The sequence below is a fragment of the [Phormidium] sp. LEGE 05292 genome (assembly GCF_015207735.1).
Taxonomy (GTDB): Bacteria; Cyanobacteriota; Cyanobacteriia; order Cyanobacteriales; family Aerosakkonemataceae; genus Floridanema.
Genome location: NZ_JADEWG010000017.1, coordinates 25,924 through 46,821 on the forward strand (window position 1 = coordinate 25,924; position 20,898 = coordinate 46,821).

Here is a 20,898-nt window from a genome sequence, read left to right on the forward strand (position 1 = left end):
TAGACGTTGGTCTACGAGTTTGGGCTATGTTGTTGGTAGACTCCCATTAATTTTGCCATTAAAGCCGTAAACTTCTCGACTGCCGACAAAGGGTACTAACACCACTTCTTTTTCGTCTCCAGGTTCAAAGCGTACTGCTGTACCCGCCGGAATATCAAGGCGCATTCCCTTAGTTTGTTCTCTGTCAAATTCCAGAAATTCATTAACTTCATAAAAGTGGAAATGTGAACCCACTTGAATAGGTCGATCGCCTTTATTTGCCACCAATATTATTCGAGTATAACGACCAGCATTTAGTTCAATTTCACCCTCTGGTGTGATAATTTCTCCAGGTATCATTTTCTCCTCCTCAAATTAATAACTATTATGTGGGTAATCCATGCGTTTACGAATCTGTTCTTTTACATCATAACCGCAGAATTTCTCGCAGATATACAGTCCTAAATCAATTGATGAAGTTACACCTCTGGCGGTTATTACATCTCCTCGATCGACTATTCTTTGATCTACTACAGAAGCACAATATTTTTCTAGTTCTGTGAAAGCATTGGGATGAGTTGTAGCGATTTTTCCAGTTAAAAATCCGGCTGCACCAAGTAGTAAAGAACCTGTACATACAGAAACTTTGTACTTACAATGTTTTGCAGTTTGCAACCAAGAAATAAATTCTGCATCCTCAACTAATTGTCTAGTAACAACTGCACCAGGAACAATAATCATGTCATATTCTTGGAGAGATTCCTTGACTTTTGTGGGAATTAAACCTAATCCGATGTTATCCTTTACTTCTGGATAATAAGAACAAATATCCCATTGCAAATCTGACAAGAATCCCATTGTTTTTAGTCGAGTGATTGGATCGTATACCCCAATAAAATCTAAAGTAGTCAATCCGTTGTAAATGATAAATGCAATTTTCATAGTTAGCCTGGTGGTTTTTGGGTTTGGTTGAGCGTTGGCGTAGCCTCTCCACAGAGAATCGCTAAATCAATTCCTGTTTTAAACAATTAAATACTCTTGAATTTTGGCAATTACAGGTAAAGACTCTAAACCTTGTTTGAGTAACTCTGGAAATTGACTCAGCCCTTCTACAATAGTATTAGCGCAGTTATATTTAGAGTTTTTTCCAAAGTTTAAAGTTAAATATTCAAGTAACTCTAAGGCATAGTCAGGGAAATTTAAGATATCAGCAATGCACGCTAATTTTAGTATTTTATCTGGTTGTTTTAAATTTTTTCTCACCCTTTCTTCCAGCAAATCACGAATGTAAAGTGCATCTCCCCAGAGTAATTGTCCCGGATTAATTTCGGAAACAATTGGAGAAACTTGATGATGACGAAAAGCCACAGGTAAACTAAACAGGCTAAATTCTCGTTCTCTTAAAAAGCTATCTATATTGCTAAATAAAGGTTGATTTAGATAGAGTTCACAAAATTCTACTTCGGTTTGAATTGCCAAAATACTACTTTCTAATATTTCTTTTGCTCCTTGTAAAACCTTCAAATCTGCCCCTTGGACATCTACTTTTAAAAAATCAATTTCTGTAATTCCTTCTTTCTGGCAAAAATCATCAATAGTTGTGGTTTCAATATCTATAGTAAAATCCAACCCCATGTATTCTATTAATTCGCTAAACCGACTAAGATAAGCTTCATTTGGTGGAAACAGCGAACTACACATAGGATGTTTAGTAACATAAAGAATTGCTTCTCCTACAGTGTCACTTAAAGCTAATGGAATATGTTTTTCCGTCCAATTTACTTGACGAGATGCTAAATCAGCATTCGCAATATCGCAAGCATCAGCATCTGCATCAAAAGCGTAAATTATTAAGTTAGGGGCAAAAATTCCCCAATCTTGACTACCATAATCATCTTCACTACTAACTTTCCGAGAACCAACATTAAAAATAGTCATCGTGATGTCATCTAAATGACCACTCCTTTTTAAACTGGTAAGAAAAGTTGACATAATTTTACTTCCGAATGACGACTAATTTATTCATAGCAGTTAACGAATTGGGTGATGTACAGTAACCAATTTTGTCCCATCAGGAAAGGTCGCTTCTACTTGTACTTCATGCACCATTTCTGCTACACCTTCCATCACTTCTTCTTTGCTGAGTATGGTTGTACCATAACTCATTAATTCGGCTACAGTACGACCATCTCTAGCACCTTCTAAAATAGCAGCAGTAATGTAGGCTACTGCTTCGGGATAATTTAATTTTAATCCTCTTTCTTTGCGGCGTTCTGCTAACAGGGCGGCGGTAAAAATTAAAAGTTTATCTTTTTCCTGTGGTGTCAGTTGCATGGTTGAGGTCTAGTTGCAATTATTGAATAACACTTTCTAGAATGTATCAGAATCAGCAACCATTCTCGATTAATTTTCATAAAATTTCTAGATAAGGACTGAACTCTCGATTATGAACTTCATCACCAACATTTTGCACATTTTTACCTCTAGTGCCGCAGCTTATGTAACTGCGCGTAATATGCGTGACAGTCTGACTCGCCCCAGTATGTTAGCAAGTTTGCAACTTTCTGAATCTGGCGCAGTTCCTTTTTTGGAAAAACTCAGTCAAAGGGCGGCTTCTGAAGGTGATACTTGGCTTGCAGAAAAACTAGCGCGTCATGCTGCTGATGAACGTCGTCACGGACAAATTTTTGCCCAAGCTTTGAAACAATTAAACAAGCAAGTAATTGATTTTAAAAGCTTGCCAAAAAGCGATAATAACAACCGTAGTTCATTTTTTGCAGCTTATTTCCAGGGTTATTCTAGTGAAGATTTGAAGCCAGAAAACATCGATTGGAATGTATTTATGGCTAGTACTTACATCTTAGAATTAGATGCTAGCAAAGATTTTGTCCGAATGGCGAATGCTTTGCCGGAAGATCCCATCAGTAATAATATCAAAAAGGGAATTTTGAGTGTAGCAAAAGATGAAACAGGTCATGCTGATTACCTTTATGAAGCGTTAGAACGTCGTTTACCTGCGGTGGAAGTTGTGAAGTTAACTGATGAATGGCGATCGCGCAAGGTTAATGCACTTTTTGCCATGATTAATGATTTTTTGCAAAAAGGTGGAAAAATGACTAACTTGGCGCGAGATGGTGTACCTTCAGAATTAGAAAATGAGGTAGAAATTCCAGAATCTGAGCTTATTGCTAAGTAGAAATATGTAATTAATTCATCTGCGTTTATCTGCGTTCATCTGCGGTTTAAAAAATAGAGTTTTTTTTTTAACCACAGATGTCCACAGATGTAAGCGTAGCCTTCCCGTAGGGTACACAGATGAATAAGAAAATTCCTTTTTTTACTGCCAAACTCTTGGCGGACAACTGGGACGATCGCAAAAACACAACCGCAACAAATGCCAAACTCCTTTAAACCAATGTTTTACTTCTGCACTAGAAGCACCCCGATATCGACATAATAAGCCTTCGGTTATTTGGGTAACTCCTGCTTCTCCTTTACTGGAAAAAGTAGGTTGATTTTGCCAGAGTTCTCGCGCTTTTTCTACTATTTCAGGTGATACTTTTTCACCTACCCAAACTAAACTAGCAACTATTGGTTGTCCAGCTAAACCGTGAGGACTATTAATAATTTCTTCTCCTGCTGGTAGCCATTGTCTGTCTATCCATAAAGGTTTTCCTTCTCGCCAAATTTCGGTGTAACTGCGCCATTCTCCTGTTATGAATTTCTCACCTCTGGCGCTACGTCCAAAGCGGGTAATCTCCCAACCTAACCAAGTAGCTTTTGGGGCTAATTCAACACGCAAATCTTGTCGATAGTTTGCACCATTAAAAATAATATTTTCTTGGGTTAGCCATTCTAAATAAGCATCGGAATCTACTTTAATTTGAATATTTTGTTGTGCTTGTAAGCCGTTACTTCGATAAATTTTACTTGCAGCAGCAGTGGTGATTAAAGCTTTAGCATTTGGTTGTAATTGAACATCAAAAGAAAGCCGATCGCCTCCCACCATTCCCCCCGCAGTATGCAAAATTACGCTATGACAAATATCTGTACCTTCTGGATAAAAAGGTTTTTGTACTTTTAGGGGTGCGGTCGCTAAATTGTGAATTAGTTGGGTGGTCTTTTGGCGATCGGCATAAATTAAATTAACTTTTCCATGCCACTCAGAAAATAAAGAACTAGCTATTTTATCAGAAGATATTTCGTTCACTTTGTATTAATAGGTCTTAGGCTATTTGATGAAATTATACTGCAAATTATTGCAAAAATTTGAGCATCAAAGTTATTAAATTTAAATAGTACTTTACCAATCTCAATATTAGCATATAATCTTTTACCAAAAACTAAATTAATAGTTACATATTCTCATAATTTTTGTATTCAAAAATACAGTATCTCTGGTATAGTTATCTTTAACTTAAGGGCAGCTAAAAGACAGAATTAATTAGTCAATCTGCGGAAAACAGATATATTTCTGTGGGACAGATAGGACTAAAAAAAATTAACTAATCAGGGGAATATTATGCCTGAAGTTCTCTTCAAAGTAGACTTGAACAAACCATTCACCGAACAATCTTTAGTTGGACATAATCGTTGGCATCCTGATATTCCAGCAATCGTTTCTGTGAATCCGGGGGCTGTATTTCGCATTGAATGTAAAGATTGGACAGATGGACAGATTGGCAATAATGACAATCCCAACGATGTCAAAGATGTTGATTTAACGGTAGTTCATGTATTAAGTGGCCCAATTCATGTTAACGGTGCTCAACCGGGAGATATTCTAATTGTTGACATTTTAGATGTGGGAACTTTGTCAGAATATGAATGGGGATTTACCGGAATTTTTGCCAAAGAAAATGGCGGTGGTTTCCTGACAGAACATTTTCCTATTGCTCAAAAAGCGATTTGGGATATTCAGGGAATTTACACGAAATCTCGTCATATTCCTGATGTGAGATTTGCGGGAATTCCTCACCCTGGATTAATTGGTTGTGCGCCTTCCCATGACTTACTTGCTACTTGGAATAAACGGGAAGCAGACTTAGTAGCAACTAACCCCGATCGAGTACCACCTTTAGCCGCATTACCTAACCCGCAAAATGCAATTCTTGGCTCATTAAAAGGTGCAGAATATGACAGAGTTGCCAAAGAAGCAGCAAGAACTGTTCCGCCTCGCGAACATGGGGGAAATTGTGATATTAAAAACTTGTCCAAAGGTTCGAGAATTTATTTCCCAGTTTATGTAGATGGTGCCAAACTTTCAATGGGAGATATTCACTTTTCCCAAGGTGATGGGGAAATATCTTTTTGTGGTGCGATTGAAATGGCGGGTTATATTGATTTGCATATCGATATTATTAAAGGTGGCGTAGCAAAATATGGGTTAACCAATCCAATTTTTAAACCGGGACCAGTGGAGCCTCGCTATTCAGAATATCTGGTTTTTGAAGGGATTTCTGTGGATGAATTTACTGGGCAACAATATTATTTAGATGCTCATGTTGCTTATCGGCGTGCTTGTTTGAATGCGATCGAATATTTCAAGAAATTCGGTTACACTGGAGAGCAAATTTATCTGCTGTTAGGTTCCGCACCAGTAGAAGGTCGAATTAGTGGCATTGTAGACATTCCTAATGCTTGTTGTACCCTCGCAGTTCCCACAGCAATTTTTGAAAAAAATGTCTTGCCAACGTAGGGAAAAACCTCACCCCCTAACCCCCTCTCCGCTACAGAGAGGGGGAATAAGAAAGTAGAATACATCTCTGGCAAAAGTCGATATCCTCTAAATACTATCTGTGTACCCTACGGGAAGGCTACGCCTACATCTGTGTTTATCTGTGGATATCTGTGGTAAAAAAATCAGATTTGTGAAATTCACAACAAATCTATTTCTACCCTAACAATCCTCAATCTAAAATTAACTATGCCTCTTTACGAATTTGACTGCCAAACTTGTGGAACTTTTGAAAAATTCCGCAGTATGAGCGAAGCTAGTAAACCAATGCTTTGCCCAACTTGCCAAGCGGAAGCTAAAAGAATTTATTCCGTAGCTGGTTTAATTATGACACCTCAATCATTAAGAACCCGCATTGATAAAGGTGCAGAACCTCGCCTAGTTAATCGTTCAGAAATTAAGCATTCTCATACACATAAACACCATCATCATCATGCTCATGACAGACCTTGGATGATTGGTCATTAAATTTAGCAATAATAACTTTTATATGAGGTAATTTATCTCTAAATTACCTCATTTTTTGACGGCGAACCTTAATTTTTTAGGTGACTGGATAGCCAGCAGAGGCGATCGCATCCCGAATTGCTGTCTCCGGTTTTTCCGTTTCCACATTCACTAACTTAGTTTTCGGATCGGCTTGTACCACAGCATTGGGATCGACAGCTTTAATCGCTTTGGTAATAGTATCGCTACAAGCAGAACAAGCCATACTGGGAACTTCTAATTCCATGTTCATTCTTTACTCGCCAACAGCAAAACGACAAATTCAACTCAGTCAAACTGTACTTAACAATTGTACTTCTGTAAGAGCTGGTGTTTCCACCTCATTTGAAAATGTTATGGCTGTAACTGAATCTAGCTTGGCAAATGGTTGCTGATAAGAATGATTTTTAGCATAGACCAGAAACTCGTTCAAAGCCGCAGAAAAACTAGCAAACACAGTTTCTACCGCCTGACAAGCTTTCTCTTTTTGTTCTTCAGTCAACTCGATGTTTTCCAGAAACTGCTCCACATCATCTACATCTGCTTGAATGTGACCTGTTTCCACTGCATAATGAGACGCACTGTAATAACGACAGCGTTGTCCTGTCAGCTGTTGCAGTTCGTCACCCAACTTAGCAATTACATCCAATGCAACTGTTCCAGTCGCTTCGATCGACTCCACAACCGCTAGCTTTAGTATTGGATCGGTTTGAAAAACGCATAACGCAAATAAATTATAGGAAACCTCCCGCGTCTTTTGTGTCTCTTTACCCCACAGGAATTTCAAGGTATCTACGAACTGCATGGATTCATTAAATCCGAGTTTTTCTATATCCTCAAGATACCATCGCCAATGACGACCATCTTCATAACTATGCTGATTGATCATCTTTTGGATTGGGTTGTTTGTTGGTTCCTCTCGCAGAGCGTATGCGTTAATATCTTTAAACATCATTGCAAAAGGAGCCATGCAAGGAGCAAAAGCTAACCGCTGCCTGGGATCGATGCTTTTATCTGCCAAAAACTCAAATAAAGCTAACTGAGCAAACTCTTCTTTTTTCTTTTCTATTAATGCTAATACTTCTTTCATGACTAATACACCTAAGTAGTAAATCGAGCTGAAAAAATTAACGAACTTTGTTGAGAAGTTATTTATAAATCTTATGGGTTATTTGAGAAGTTTTTGTGTTCTAGATCGCATAAATTTGTGATTTTTATCGTTAGATATTAGTGATTTAGGCGCTTATATATTTTAAAAATTTAATCTTAATTTTTTCAGGAAAATCTTCTTTCTTAAGGTAGATTTAGAGTAAAGAAAATCTTTTTTGTGAAGGGATATTTACAGCAATTTAAAGCTAAAAAGTAATGTTTATTTTACTTAAGTAAATATTACAATTACGCAAATTGTTATGGTTAAATCAATCAGTAATTACCCTGATGCAAATCACAGCTATATCATTGTATAATATCCCTCTTCAAGTACTAGAGGCAAACACTAGCTACAGTGCTAGTTCATGAACTCGCTAGCTCTCTTAAGTTTTATTTTTCTACTATAATAATGTAAAAATGTTAATTATCTCTCAAATGAGTACAATATCAGATTACGAAATAATCGAAAAAATTCATATAGGAATCCGAACTTTAATCGAACGTGGAGTTCGGAAATCAGACCGGGTGCCAGTCATTATCAAAAGCCTCAAATCGGAATATCCTACATTAGAAGAAATTGCGCGATTAAAACATGAATATAAAATTAACTCCAGCCTTTTCAATGTAGAGGGAATTGTTAAGACTTATGGATTATTAAAATATAAGAATGGTTTTGCTCTCATATTAGAAGATTTTCAAGGTAAATCGCTTAAGCAATTGCTTGCCGATCGCCTCCTACAAGTTATAGATTTTCTGAACATCGCTATCAAACTAGCGCAATCTTTGGGCGAATTGCATCAAAACCAAATAATTCATAAAGATATTAAATCAGCCAACATCATCGTCAACCCGAAAACAAGCCAAGTCAAAATTACAGATTTTAGTATTTCCACGCGCCTAACAAGAGAAACCAATCAGATTGGAAGTCCCTGTTTACTAGAAGGGACTCTTGCTTATATGTCGCCAGAACAAACTGGGCGAATGAATCGGTCAATTGATTATCGCACGGACTTTTATTCTTTAGGTATTACCTACTATGAAATGCTCACGGGTCAGCTGCCTTTTAATGCGATCGACCCACTAGAATTAATTCACTGCCATATAGCTCTCACACCAGTTCCACCCCATCAAATAAATCCAGAAATTCCAGAGGCGATTTCATCTATTGTGATGAAACTTTTACAAAAAAACGCTGAAGATAGATACCAAAGTGCTTTTGGACTAAAAGCTGACCTAGAAACTTGCCTACTTGAGTTACAAAAAACTAGTAAAATTGAAAACTTTACACCCGGACAACTAGATCAGTTTGGCAAATTTTTGATTCCGCAAAAACTTTACGGTCGCTCTCAGGAAGTTACCTTATTAATGCAAGCTTTTGAGCGAGTTAGCAAGGGCGCAACCGAAATGATATTAGTTTCTGGTTATTCGGGAATTGGTAAAACTGCGCTAGTAAATGAAGTTCACAAACCGATCGTACAAAAACGCGGTTATTTTATCGCAGGCAAATTCGATCAGTTTAAGCGCAACATTCCTTACGCTGCCCTAATCCAAGCTTTCCAATCATTATTAAGGCAAATATTAACCGAAGGTTCAGATCAGATAGAGATTTGGAAACAAAAACTTTTAAGCACGCTGGGCGAACAAGGTCAAATTATTATCGATATTATACCGGAATTAGAACTTATTATTGGCTCTCAACCTGCTGTTCCTCAACTGTCGTTGCCGCTGGAATCTCAAAACCGATTTAATAAAGTATTTAAAGAATTTCTTGGCGTATTTACCAAAGCCGAACATCCATTAGTGCTATTCCTAGATGACCTCCAGTGGGCAGATCCAGCGTCTTTGAAATTAATCAAAATCTGGGTAACTGATCCAGAGAGTAAATATTTATTGATGATGGGAGCTTATCGAGATAACGAAGTTTCTCCAATTCACCCTACTATTCAGACGATCGATAAAATCAAAGAAAATGGCGCGACAGTTAATCAACTGATACTTCAACCTTTAGATATTAATAACGTCAGCCAATTATTAGCCGACACGCTATCATTTGGAAAACCTTTTGAACTGTGGGACGAAATAGAAAAATTAAAGCCACTTAAATCAGAAATAAGTTCTTTAGCATCTCTACTTTTTCATAAAACAGGCGGCAACCCTTTCTTTTTGACCCAATTAATGCAAACGCTATATTCTGAAAATTTGTTAAAATTCGACTTTATTAAAGGTCGCTGGTTTTGGAATGTTGCCCAAATACAATCCTTGGGAATCATTGATTACAATATTGTCGAACTGGTAGCTAAAAATATCCAAAAACTGTCGGATAGAACACAGCACGCCTTAAAATTAGCAGCTTGTATTGGCAACCAATTTAACTTAGATGTCCTGGCGATCGTTAATCAGCAATCTTTGTTAACTACTGCTGATGATTTATGGGAAGGACTTCAGACAGGTTTGATTCTGCCTCTCAATAGTGCTTACAAAATTCCCTTAGTATTTGACGATCAAGAAAGAGAAACCCAAGAGCGAATACTCGACTGGGGAAATCAGGAAGGCGTTTTTCACTCGCCCATTTCTTACAAATTTTTGCATGACAGAGTTCAGCAAGCAGCTTATTCACTCATACCGGAAGAGCAAAAAAAAGCTACTCACCTAAAAATTGGTAAATTGTTACTACAGAAAACATCAGCTCATGCCTTATTAGAAAATATTTTCGATATTGTCAACCAATTAAATATAAGTGCGGAACTAATCAACAATCCCTCAGAACGAAAAGATCTTGCTAAATTAAACCTTTTAGCTGGAAAAAAAGCTAAAGCAGCAACAGCCTATGAAGCAGCATTTAAGTATTTAAGTATTGGCTTAGAACAACTAACAGAAAAGGATTGGGAAAACCAGTACGATTTGACGATCGAACTTTATTTAGAATCTTTAGAAATTGGTTATATAGTTAATCCTCAACAGGCAGTAAAGATTTTTCATACTATTCTGAATCATGCTCAAAAGCGGCTGGAAAAAGTCAAAGTATATGAAATTCAGAGCAAATTTTATTTTTCTCAAAACCAACCTGTTCCCGCATTAGAAACTAGCTTAAAAGCATTGAAAATATTAGGCATAAATCTGCCTTCTCAACCGAATAAATTTAATGTATTAGCTAGTTTAATTAAGACAAAATTGCGGCAAGGAAATAAATCAATTGAAGCATTAGCTTCTCTGCCAGAAATGACAGATGATGAACTCCTTGCAGCTATGCGGATATTATTAGCTCTCAGTCCGGCTGCCTTTGCCGTAAGACCGAATCTTTATCCGCTAGTAACTTTTAAAATGGTCAATTTGTCCCTGAAATATGGGAATACACCTTTATCTACTTATGGGTATGGAACTTATGGCTTGCTTCATTGTGCAATGCTGGGAGATTTTGATTCTGGATATCGATATGGTCAATTAGCTCGCACACTTTTACACCAATTTAATGCTAAAGAAGTTACTGCGATCGTCTCTATACCATTGTATGTTTTTATTACTCATTGGAAGGAGCATATTAAAACAGCTTTAGCAGGTTTACTTGAGGGTTCTCAAACTGGTTTATCAACCGGAGATATAGAATATGGTTGTCATTGTGCAGGGTTTTATTGCAGTTATTTATTTTTGAGCGGTGAACCTCTAGACTCTGTAATTCAAAAGCAAAGTCAATATATTGATTTGTTAGTGCAATACAAGCAGGAATATCAACTTAATCAAGTCAAAATATGGGCGCAAGTAGTCTTGAATTTTCAAGGGGAATCGGATAATGCGATCGCTCTTTCTGGGAAACAATTTAGCGAAGAAACAATGCTTCCCCTTTTGATTGAATCTGAAAATGGGTTGGTACTTTTCCCAGCTTATTTAGCAAAAGCTTTGCTATGTTATTCATTTAAACTTTATGCTGAATCCTGGGAAAATGCTTGTGCGGCAGAAAAATATGTACCAGCTGCTAGCGGTAGCGTTTATATTCCCGTGCATAACTTTTACGCTTCTCTTGCCCTCCTAGCTTTGTCTCGCACAGCCTCAAACAAAGAACGTCAAGAATATTTGCAAAAAGTTGCTGAGAATCAGAAAAAAATGCAGCAATGGGCAGACAATTCTCCCACAAATTATCTACACAAATACGAGTTAGTTGAGGCAGAGAAAGCACGACTATTAGGAAAAAATGACACAGCAGCCGAATATTACGATCGAGCTATTAAAGGCGCTAGGGAACAAGGATATCTTCAGGAAGAAGCACTAGCTTTTGAATTGGCAGCGGAGTTTTACTTTCACCGGAATCGAGAAAAAGTAGCTCAAATATACCTAACTGATGCCTACTATGGATACGATCGCTGGGGAGCTAAAGCAAAAATATGCGATTTAGAATCAAGGTATCCAGAGTTCTTTTCCCAGTTACTAGATAGAGAAAATTATCGATTTGAGTCGAATGGAACAACAAGTTCAACGACGGGAGAAAGTTCTACAAAATTGGATTTTTATGCTGTAATTAAAGCTTCGCAAGCCCTCTCTAATGAAATTGTTTTAGAAAGTTTATTGCAGCAATTAATCAAGTTAGTTATGCACAATGCGGGCGCTCAAACTGTATATTTACTTCTCGATCAAGATGGCAAAATCTTGTTAGAAGCTACAGGTACAGTTAACGAAGTTAGATTAGGGCTATCTACTACTGTAGAGAATAGTGAATGCCTGCCGATTTCTCTGATAAATTATGTTGTCAGAACTCAGGAAAGTGTGGTTTTAAACGATGCCTACACTGAGGGAATTTTTACTGCCGATCCGTACATCATTAAAAATGAAATAAAATCGATTTTGTGTACGCCTATCCTGACTCAAGGAAAACTTATCGGACTGCTTTATTTGGAAAATAATCTCAGCCGTCGTGCCTTTACAACTGAGCGGATTGAAGTTTTAAGAATTCTGACTTCTCAGGCTGCTATTTCCATTGATAAAGCACGTCTCTATGAAAATTTAATCAAAGTTAGCAATAATCTCAAACAAGCCAACCAACAATTAGAGGATTATAGTCGAAGTTTGGAAGATAAAGTAAAAGAAAGAACGCTAGAATTAGAAGCTAAAAATACTTGTTTGCGAGAACAAACAACAAATTTAGAGCAAACTATTAAGGAATTACAAGCTACTCAAACACAACTAATTCAGGCAGAAAAAATGTCTAGTTTAGGTCAGCTGGTTGCTGGTGTTGCTCATGAAATTAATAATCCGGTTAACTTTATTTATGGCAATCTTACTTATGCAAATGAATATACCGAATCCTTACTAAATCTATTGGATCTCTATCAACAAGAGTATCCCAATCCTACAGATAAAATTAGTGCTGAAATAGATGAAATTGATTTAGAATTTCTCAAACAAGACTTGCTTAAATTATTTTCTTCGATGAAAGTGGGTGCCGATCGCATTCGTCTGATTGTACTATCTTTGCGGAACTTTTCGCGTTTAGATGAAGCGCAAATGAAGGCAGTTGATATTCACGAAGGGATTGATAGTACCCTAATGCTCTTGCAAAATAGGTTGAAACCTAAGTCCGATCGTCCTGGAATACAGGTGATAAAAGAGTATGGCGATTTACCTATGGTTGAGTGTTATGCAGGTCAACTTAACCAAGTATTAATGAATATCATTGCTAATGCCATCGATGCTTTAGAATACTCAAGAGAAAGTGGACTTTCAACTGTCGATCGAGGACTAACAGCTGAGTGTCCGACAATTCGGATTCGCACTCTCAAGCTTAATGCTAACTATGTAGAGATTGCAATTGCTGATAATGGTCTGGGAATGACTGAGGAAGTACGTTCAAAACTTTTCGACCCTTTCTTTACCACAAAACCAGTGGGCAAAGGTACTGGAATGGGTTTGTCGATTAGCTATCAGATTGTAGTTGACAAACACGGCGGCCAGTTAAAATGTATTTCATCTCCTGGAAAAGGGGCAGAGTTTGCGATCGAGATTCCCGTGCAGCAGCTAAAAAAACCTATCAATAATGAAGTTAACTCAGCCGCAAAGTAGCAATTGAAACCCTTATGTCAGACACATATTAAAACACAAAAAAGTATAGCTTTGTCTCCCCTCCCTGTAGACGGGGAGGGGATTAAGGGGTGAGGTGAAAATTAGTAGTAAACATTACTAATTAACCGGACATGATATTAAACAGGGGGATTTAAAAGGGTGAAGAAATTTACATCCAGCGTCCACCAACACCACCATTTCTTGGCCCCATCATACCCATACCACCAGCATTAAACCAACCGATTAACCAAGCTTGCATTTGATGGATTTCTTGACGTTGGCTAATACTAATCTGTTGGGCTAATTTACTCACTTCATTGTGTTTAGCCAAATTATTTCCTAATAGCTGATTAGACATCATGACTGCGCCCATGTGATGGAATCGCATATCTTCTAAAAATGCTCGATCCAAATCATCACCTTTGAGATTAGTTAAATCTCGCATCATTGGATGATATGTTACTTTGGTATTTTGATTCGGATACCACTGTTTTAACCATTGTTGCATTTGCTGAATTTCTGCACTTTGCACTCGGATAATATCATCAGCAAATTTTTTCATTTCTGGGCGATTCGTTCCCGCTTTTAATAGTTTAGCTGTTGCGATCGCTTCTTCATGATGGGGAATCATTTGGGTGAGAAAATCTGCTTCGTTTTCCACTCTCATCGAGTGCATTATTCCCATTTTGCCGCCCATTCCCATTCCGGGACAACCTACGGCGGGAACTGAATAATTTGTTTGTTTATTCGGTGAGGGTGAACCAGCATTTGTTACCTGCGTAGTGGCTAAAGTTGCAGCACCAACACCTGCAACAGCAAAAGCAATTAACAATCTTTTTGGCATTAACATATCTTTTAACCTCCCAAAGCCCTTTTTTCTGCTTTCAGGAATTAACTCTTTTATGATAAAGACTCCTCTTAGGTGGAGAGTCAAGAGAACAAGGCATAAATTAACTTTTTTTTTAGATTTTCCTGACTCGTGAGATGATGATGCCAAAGCAATAGCCAATTTCAGGCACAATCAATAATCATTCGCCAAATTTGTGTTGAGCGTATTTAACTTTAAATTATGGATCTGCAACAAACTGCACAATTATTTGTCAATGGAATTGCTGTAGGTAGCGTTATTGCCCTAGCAGCTGTCGGGTTAACACTAACTTACGGAATTTTGAGGCTTTCTAATTTTGCTCATGGCGACTTTATGACGCTGGGAGCTTATTTTACTTGGTTAGCGAATACTGCTGCTGGGATAAATATTTGGCTGTCGATGATGTTAGGTGCTGTAGGTACAGTGGCGGCAATGTTATTGTCAGAAAAAATCATTTGGTCGCCAATGCGCGATCGCCGTGCCACTTCCACTACCCTAATTATCATCTCGATCGGATTAGCTTTATTTCTTCGCAATGGCATCATTTTTATTTGGGGTGGTGGCAATCAATCTTATGCTTTGCCTGTAGTTACCGCAATTGAACTTTTTGGCATCAGAATTGCTTTTTATCGCATCTTGGTGGTAATTTTGGCAATTTTAGCAATTGTGGCATTACATTTGCTGTTGCAAAATACCAAAATTGGCAAAGCAATGCGGGCAGTTGCCGATAATGTTGATTTAGCCCGTGTCACAGGGATTAATGTAGACCGAGTAGTAATTTGGACTTGGGTAATTGCTGGGAGTTTAACGGCTTTGGGCGGGGGAATGTATGGTTTAATTACGGCTGTGCGCCCGAACATGGGTTGGTTTTTGATTTTGCCGATGTTTGCTTCAGTAATTTTGGGCGGGATTGGCAACCCTTACGGTGCGATCGCAGGTGCCCTAATCATCGGTTTAGTCCAAGAACTCAGCGTTCCCTTCTTAGGTAGCGAGTACAAATTAGGCGTAGCACTTTTAATGATGATCGTCGTGCTACTCATTCGTCCCCAAGGTTTATTCAAAGGCACGCTCTGAGCAGCATCAACGATCCGATTTATGGGTTCAAAAAAGCGAGATTACTCAATGATATGGAAATAGTAAGCAGCCACTAAAAAGTTGATTGCTAACAGAAACAGCGCCCAACCTGTACGAAATGGGTAAGGTGGTTTGCCAGTTTTGGGTACAGTAGCACCAGTCGGATTGGTAGCTGGGGTTGCCATAAAGTTTAGCTCCTAAAAGATGAGACTTTTATAAAGGAATACCAAAGAACCTCACCCTTTGGTACAAACCGATATAAATCTTTTCGTCTCTTAACAAAGGGGACTGGGGACAAGAGGACAAGGGGACAAGGGGACAAGGGGAGCAGAATATTTTACATTCTGCCCCCCTGCTCCTCTGCTCCTCTGCTCCTCTGCTCCTCTGCCCCTCTGCCCCTCTGCCCCTCTGCCTATTCCCCAGCGTGGTAGGAACTCCGCACCAAGGGGCCGGAACGGACGTGGGAAAAGCCGAGTTCATGAGCGATCGCACCTAATCGCTCAAATTCTTCGGGTGTCCAATATTTCTGCACTGGCAGGTGTTCTAAAGAAGGGCGGAGATATTGACCGAGAGTAATGCGATCGCAACCCGCCTCCCTTAAATCTTTCATTGCTTCGATAATTTCCGCTTCAGTTTCCCCATGTCCCAACATCAAACCTGATTTCGTCGGGATATTTGGGTCAAGATTTTTGACAATTCTGAGAACGTTGAGACTGCGATCGTATTTTGCCCCCCGACGCACTGGGTTTTGCAACCGTCGCACTGTTTCAATATTGTGGTTGTAACAAGCAGGTTTTGCCTTAACTACAGTGGCAACTCGCTGATATTGCTTCTCTTCCAGTGATATTTTTCCTCCCAAGTTCCCCTCATCTACAACACTTTCATCTTCTCCTTGTCCCCTTGTCTCCTTGTCCCCTTGTCTCCTTGTCCCCTTGTCCTCCTTGTCCCCTTGTCCCAAGAGTCCTCCCCAAAAATCAGGGGTTAAAACTTCAATTTGAGTGATTGGGTTGAGTTGGCGAATCGCTTCCATTGTTGCAACGAACCAACCTGCACCCCCATCGGGCAAATCATCTCTAGCAACTGAAGTCAGCACCACATAACGCAACCCCAACAATTGCACTGACTCGGCAACTTTTTGCGGTTCCTGGGGGTCAACAGGCATAGGTGCGTGTCCTTTGTCCACCTGGCAAAAGGCACAAGCCCTGGTACAAGTTGGCCCCATCAATAGGAAAGTTGCGGTTTTTTGCGAATAACACTCGCCTCGGTTTGGACAACGCCCTTCTTCACAAATAGTATGAATCTGTCTTTGTTTAATGATTCGTTGTACTGTAGAAATTTCACTGGCTTTGCCGATACCTCGCTGTCTTAACCAAGGAGGCATTGCTTCAATTTCCGATCGCATTTGCGAATTGACAAAACTAGATAGAACTGTTGGGTTAGGTTCAGAAGGCATGATTAAGTGGAAAAATTATATGTTAATAGAGGTTAACAGAACTCTTAATAAAGAGGATGATGCACATTGTAGAGCTTTGGCTAAACTAGCATTATGATTAAGAGGCAACTTCAGTCAAGCGTAATATAGTCCCTATTAGAGGAATTGGTCGTGCCAAACAAAATCTTAGTTATTGATGACAGCGGAGTGATCCGTAAAACGGTAAAAGATATGTTACCTGCGGGTAAGTTTGAGATTGTAGAAGCCAAAGATGGTGTAGAAGGACTCAATCTCGCCAAGAAGGAACGCCCAAATTGGATTATGTTAGATTTCATCTTGCCGAAAATGAGTGGCTGGGATGTTTATCAAGAGTTGGAAAAACAACCCGAACTCCGCAAGATTCCTTTAGTAGTAATGTCAGGGCGTAAGGAAGAAGTAACATCAAAAATTCCCGATGCTTCTTTTAAATTTGTCGAGTTTCTTGTTAAGCCTTTCGATCAAAAGCAATTGATGGCGGCTTTAAAAAGTTCAATGGAAAAGGTGAAGCTGAGAGTAGCTGCTGCACCCACTACAGCTGCAACAGCAGCACCCGCCGCTACAGCAAAACCCGCCGCAGCTGGCGATGGTGCCAGTGCAGGGGAAATTCAAGCTTTGAAACAGCAAATTGCTAAGTTGAATGCTGAGGTAGAAGCTTTGAAGAAACAACAGGCTCAAATTATGACTTTTATTAAGCAAAAATTAAAATAGTAGCCTTTGTTAAATAAATATTTTCCTGAGTCTGGCAGTCATGGGACGCTGCTAGACTTATTTTTATTAATTTAATTATTTTCTCCACTTTAGCGATCGCCAAACCAGAGAAGTTCCCTAAAGATAGTTATATAATCAAGTTATGTTATCAGAGTGACACCTGAGTAATTTCTTCCCAGTTGTGTAGCTTTTCCTTACTGTATTTTTTTTAACGATTATACTGCTTTTATTCAGCAGTATTGTTAGTATTTGTGCATTCAAATGGAGGCAAGAAAATGATATTAAATTCAAATAAACCAGCAGCAAATTTTGATGATTCTGGTTTTCTTGACTCTGAAGTTGGTTCCGATCCGGCAAGTTCTGATTATACTGAGCTTAATGTCGCAGTAATTGAACAAGATATTAATCATTTTTCCGATATCATTGCCGCAGTTCCGCTTCATTCTGAACCAGAAGATGATGATAAAGCTGCTGAACGTCAAAGAAGAATTATGAGTCGAATTCCGCAGTAAAATATCGGTTTTAGCGTACTTCTGGGGAGCGGTAAACTTAATTAATGAAGTGCCAGTAACAAAGCAGAAGGCAGAAGGGAAAAGCTTTAAAAACAAGGGTGCTAGCCCTTCATTCTGGCTTAACCGCCCTGGCGTTTGCTATAAATCTAAAATCCCAAATCCCAAATCTAAAATTGTTTGACTTTTATTAAAAGAATAAAAAGTTCTCCTAGAACATTAGTTTGTTTCTGTTTGTTGAGCTAAGATATCCCAAGCTCGATCGACTTCATGGTTAGCTTCTCGTTCGTCAGACTGCAAAATTTGCTCTAACATTTCTGTTAACTGACGAGAGCGTGCCATTAAAGCAGAGTGATCGTCTTTGACAAAAGCCATTTCAGATAATGCTTCTTCATCATGCTGTTTAAAAGTTTGAGCGGCGCGATGTGCTTTGTAAGAGCGAACTCCCAATAGTTTTAATGCGTCAACGCCCATATCCAACGCCGAGCCAAAGGTTTCCCGTTGGATAGCATCAACTCTCAGGCGAATCAACTCATAGGCATGGCTACGATCGATCGCCCTTGCCAAAATCTTCAGCTGAGGAAAGTGCTTTCGCGCTAACTTGACAATCTCCAGAATTTGCTCGCTATCATCGATCGCGACAACCAGGAGTTTAGCTTGTTCTGCCCCGGCTGCATAGAGCAATTCAATCCGCGAGGCATCCCCATAAAATACCTTCCAGCCAAAGCGCCGCAACAGATCGATTTGGGCTGGTCTATGCTCTAAAACAGTAATCGGATAGCCATTAGCAATTAACAACCTTCCCACAATTTGACCAAATCGCCCAAATCCAGCGATAATCACGGAGTTTTCATTATCGTCAATTTCATCGGCTTCTCGCTCATCAGATTGTGAAATAAAACGAGGGGCGACTAGGCGATCGTAAGCAATCATAAACAGCGGCGATAGCAGCATAGAAAGTGCAACAACAGCAATCAAGCTACCTGCCAAATTCTCCGAAAGTACCTTACTTTGTGCCGCAAAAGAAAACAAAACAAACGCAAATTCATCACCTTGTACCAGAGCAAAGGCAAACAAGATCCTTTGATTCCAATCCAATTTGAATAGCTTTCCTAGCCCGATCAAAACCCCTGATTTCAGGAGAGAAACTCCGATAATTAATCCGAAAATTAGCAAAGGTTGCCCCAGAATTAAATTGAAATCAATGCTGGCTCCAACCGAGAGAAAAAATAATCCCAACAACAAGCTTTGGAACGGTTCAACCGTGCTCATTAACTCATGACGATATTCGCTTTCCGCCAGCACCACTCCGGCGACAAATGTTCCCAAGGCTGGAGATAAGCCGACTGCTTGCATTGCCAGGGTGATTCCTACAACCAGTAGGAGTGCCGTTGCTGTAAAAATCTCCCGCAGGCGAGTTATCGCAATAAAGCGAAATACAGGACGCATCAAGAATCGTCCACCCACGACAATACCACCCACCGTACTCATAACCAGCAGCGTTTGTTGCCAACCTGCTAAGGTGTTGCTGGATGTTGCAGTGTGGCTCACAGCTGCGACTGGATTGGTACTCAGCAGGGGCAACAATGCCAAAATTGGAATCACGGCAACTGCTTGAAATAGGAGGATGGAAAAGGCAGATTGTCCTCCTTCTGTTTTCATGAGTCCCCGTTCAGTCAGGGTTTGCACACCGATCGCAGTTGAAGAGAGGGGTAGGATTAGTCCGATCGCCAGTGCAGGTTGCCACGATAGTCCCAGCATCATGCCTAACCCTGACAGCAAGACAACGTTGGCAATCATCTGCAACCCGCCTAATCCTAAGATCGGAACTCGCATCCGCCACAGCAACTCCGGCTGAAGTTGCAAGCCTACCAGGAATAACATCATCACTACGCCAAACTCAGCGAAGTGCATGACTTCCTCACCTTCTTGCCCTACTAAGCGCAGTCCAAATGGCCCGATTACGACTCCAGCAATCAGATATCCCAAGACAGAACCCAGTCCCAGCCGTTTAGAAATTGGCACTGTAATGACGGCAGCCGCCAGGTAGACAAAAGCTTGAAAGAAAAAGTTTTCATTGGACATGGAGAGGTGACTCCAGTTTGTTAATTACTTGCTCAAGGTAATGATTGAGATGTTTGTGTTGTAGTAGTTGCTCCCATTCAATCATGTTGTCGCGGAACATGGCGATCGCACTTCGGTAGTGATCAACATATCGGGCAAGTTGATGCGCTTCCCGGAGTTGATGGGTTCCATGAATCACAAAGGGTGGCAAATATTCCATCCCACAAAGTCGTGCTGTTTGCTCAAAGGGAGCCAAAAGTTCGCGTATGGTGAAGTAATTATGTCCCTGTCGGCAGTAAGCCTCTTCACTACCCCCGGTAGTAATGGCAGAAAGAAACTTTTTCCCATGCAAGGCAGTGCCATTGTTACCGTAAGCAAAGTCATGTTCAAGCACTAAATCTTGCCATTCCTTGAGGATCGCAGGGCTGCTATACCAGTAAAAAGGATGTTGAAAAACAATGATATCATGAGCCAGCAAAAGTTCTTGCTCAAGCTTCACGTTAATATGAAAGTTGGGATATTGCTCATAAAGATCGCGAATTGTAATGTAGTCCATTCCACGAACGGCTTTAATCAATTGGCGATTGATGCGTGACTTTTCTAGTGCAGGATGAGCGAATAAAATTAAAATACGGTTTGGCTTACCCATTGATGTAATTAAGTAATACGACAGAGTTGATGGCAATCTAAAAACGATTCAGCAGGTTTTCCAAACGCTCGCGATCGCTATATTTTAACAGAGCTTATTTTATCAAAATGTACTTGAGCTTACCTCTTCATTAGATCTTTCACAAGTACGCTAAAA

General features: G+C 39.5%; 19 protein-coding genes. 7 read left to right on the forward strand and 12 right to left on the reverse strand.

Features of this window, described 5'->3' with window-relative positions; genetic code table 11:
* Positions 1-24: 24 nt before the first annotated feature.
* The 4 genes from IQ264_RS07370 to ureA form a co-directional block, all read right to left on the reverse strand.
* Positions 25-339 (reverse strand): urease subunit beta, encoded by a 315-nt coding sequence (locus tag IQ264_RS07370; RefSeq protein ID WP_193980073.1) that lies wholly within the window; start codon positions 337-339, stop codon positions 25-27.
* A 15-nt stretch (positions 340-354) separates the two neighbouring features.
* Positions 355-921, reverse strand: a complete 567-nt coding sequence (locus IQ264_RS07375; RefSeq protein ID WP_193980075.1) for a DJ-1/PfpI family protein — start codon at positions 919-921, stop codon at positions 355-357.
* Between the two features lie 78 nt (positions 922-999).
* Positions 1,000-1,971, reverse strand: coding sequence for an FkbM family methyltransferase (locus tag IQ264_RS07380; protein ID WP_193980077.1), 972 nt, complete (start codon positions 1,969-1,971; stop codon positions 1,000-1,002).
* Positions 1,972-2,010: 39 nt separating this feature from the next.
* Positions 2,011-2,313 carry an urease subunit gamma gene (gene ureA, locus IQ264_RS07385; RefSeq protein ID WP_193980079.1) on the reverse strand — a complete coding sequence of 101 codons (303 nt, stop codon included), beginning with the start codon at positions 2,311-2,313 and terminating at the stop codon, positions 2,011-2,013.
* A gap of 112 nt (positions 2,314-2,425) precedes the next feature.
* On the opposite strand from ureA, the gene IQ264_RS07390 reads away from it, so the two are divergent.
* Entirely contained in the window at positions 2,426-3,175 is a 750-nt protein-coding gene (locus IQ264_RS07390; RefSeq protein ID WP_193980081.1) for a ferritin-like domain-containing protein, read from the forward strand.
* A 141-nt stretch (positions 3,176-3,316) separates the two neighbouring features.
* Here the strand turns inward: IQ264_RS07390 and IQ264_RS07395 are convergent, their stop codons facing one another.
* Positions 3,317-4,189: an urease accessory protein UreD gene (locus tag IQ264_RS07395; RefSeq protein ID WP_322744628.1), complete on the reverse strand. Its 873-nt coding sequence runs from the start codon at positions 4,187-4,189 to the stop codon at positions 3,317-3,319.
* 312 nt (positions 4,190-4,501) lie between these two features.
* On the opposite strand from IQ264_RS07395, the gene fmdA reads away from it, so the two are divergent.
* Entirely contained in the window at positions 4,502-5,677 is a 1,176-nt protein-coding gene (gene fmdA / locus IQ264_RS07400) for a formamidase (RefSeq protein WP_193980083.1), read from the forward strand.
* Between the two features lie 228 nt (positions 5,678-5,905).
* Complete coding sequence (locus tag IQ264_RS07405; protein ID WP_193980085.1) at positions 5,906-6,184, forward strand: FmdB family zinc ribbon protein; 279 nt, start codon at positions 5,906-5,908, stop codon at positions 6,182-6,184.
* Between the two features lie 76 nt (positions 6,185-6,260).
* On the opposite strand, the gene IQ264_RS07410 is transcribed toward IQ264_RS07405, so the two are convergent.
* Both IQ264_RS07410 and IQ264_RS07415 read right to left on the reverse strand, forming a co-directional pair.
* Complete coding sequence (locus tag IQ264_RS07410; RefSeq protein WP_193980087.1) at positions 6,261-6,455, reverse strand: heavy-metal-associated domain-containing protein; 195 nt, start codon at positions 6,453-6,455, stop codon at positions 6,261-6,263.
* Positions 6,456-6,494: 39 nt separating this feature from the next.
* Positions 6,495-7,292 carry a hypothetical protein gene (locus IQ264_RS07415; protein WP_228061352.1) on the reverse strand — a complete coding sequence of 266 codons (798 nt, stop codon included), beginning with the start codon at positions 7,290-7,292 and terminating at the stop codon, positions 6,495-6,497.
* A 494-nt stretch (positions 7,293-7,786) separates the two neighbouring features.
* Between IQ264_RS07415 and IQ264_RS07420 the strand changes: the two genes are divergently transcribed.
* Positions 7,787-13,399 (forward strand): ATP-binding sensor histidine kinase, encoded by a 5,613-nt coding sequence (locus tag IQ264_RS07420; RefSeq protein WP_193980089.1) that lies wholly within the window; start codon positions 7,787-7,789, stop codon positions 13,397-13,399.
* Between the two features lie 169 nt (positions 13,400-13,568).
* Here IQ264_RS07420 and IQ264_RS07425 read toward each other — a convergent pair whose 3' ends face one another.
* The gene (locus tag IQ264_RS07425) at positions 13,569-14,249 is read right to left on the reverse strand and encodes a DUF305 domain-containing protein (RefSeq protein WP_193980091.1); all 681 of its coding nucleotides are present in this window, start codon (positions 14,247-14,249) and stop codon (positions 13,569-13,571) included.
* A 219-nt stretch (positions 14,250-14,468) separates the two neighbouring features.
* On the opposite strand from IQ264_RS07425, the gene IQ264_RS07430 reads away from it, so the two are divergent.
* Positions 14,469-15,341 (forward strand): branched-chain amino acid ABC transporter permease, encoded by an 873-nt coding sequence (locus tag IQ264_RS07430; protein WP_193980093.1) that lies wholly within the window; start codon positions 14,469-14,471, stop codon positions 15,339-15,341.
* Between the two features lie 41 nt (positions 15,342-15,382).
* Here IQ264_RS07430 and IQ264_RS07435 read toward each other — a convergent pair whose 3' ends face one another.
* Together IQ264_RS07435 and IQ264_RS07440 are read right to left on the reverse strand one after the other, a co-directional pair.
* Positions 15,383-15,526, reverse strand: a complete 144-nt coding sequence (locus tag IQ264_RS07435; protein ID WP_193980095.1) for a photosystem I protein PsaX — start codon at positions 15,524-15,526, stop codon at positions 15,383-15,385.
* 227 nt (positions 15,527-15,753) lie between these two features.
* Entirely contained in the window at positions 15,754-16,794 is a 1,041-nt protein-coding gene (locus IQ264_RS07440; RefSeq protein ID WP_193980097.1) for a lipoyl synthase, read from the reverse strand.
* A 150-nt stretch (positions 16,795-16,944) separates the two neighbouring features.
* Between IQ264_RS07440 and IQ264_RS07445 the strand changes: the two genes are divergently transcribed.
* Both IQ264_RS07445 and IQ264_RS07450 read left to right on the forward strand, forming a co-directional pair.
* Positions 16,945-17,520 (forward strand): response regulator, encoded by a 576-nt coding sequence (locus tag IQ264_RS07445; protein ID WP_322744629.1) that lies wholly within the window; start codon positions 16,945-16,947, stop codon positions 17,518-17,520.
* A gap of 275 nt (positions 17,521-17,795) precedes the next feature.
* A complete protein-coding gene (locus IQ264_RS07450; RefSeq protein ID WP_193980101.1) occupies positions 17,796-18,032 on the forward strand; it encodes a hypothetical protein in 237 nt (78 codons plus the stop codon).
* A gap of 216 nt (positions 18,033-18,248) precedes the next feature.
* Here IQ264_RS07450 and IQ264_RS07455 read toward each other — a convergent pair whose 3' ends face one another.
* Both IQ264_RS07455 and IQ264_RS07460 read right to left on the reverse strand, forming a co-directional pair.
* Positions 18,249-20,114: a monovalent cation:proton antiporter-2 (CPA2) family protein gene (locus tag IQ264_RS07455; protein ID WP_193980103.1), complete on the reverse strand. Its 1,866-nt coding sequence runs from the start codon at positions 20,112-20,114 to the stop codon at positions 18,249-18,251.
* A complete protein-coding gene (locus IQ264_RS07460) occupies positions 20,104-20,742 on the reverse strand; it encodes an NAD(P)H-dependent oxidoreductase (protein WP_193980105.1) in 639 nt (212 codons plus the stop codon). The genes IQ264_RS07455 and IQ264_RS07460 overlap by 11 nt, the downstream gene beginning before the upstream one ends.
* Positions 20,743-20,898: the final 156 nt, after the last annotated feature.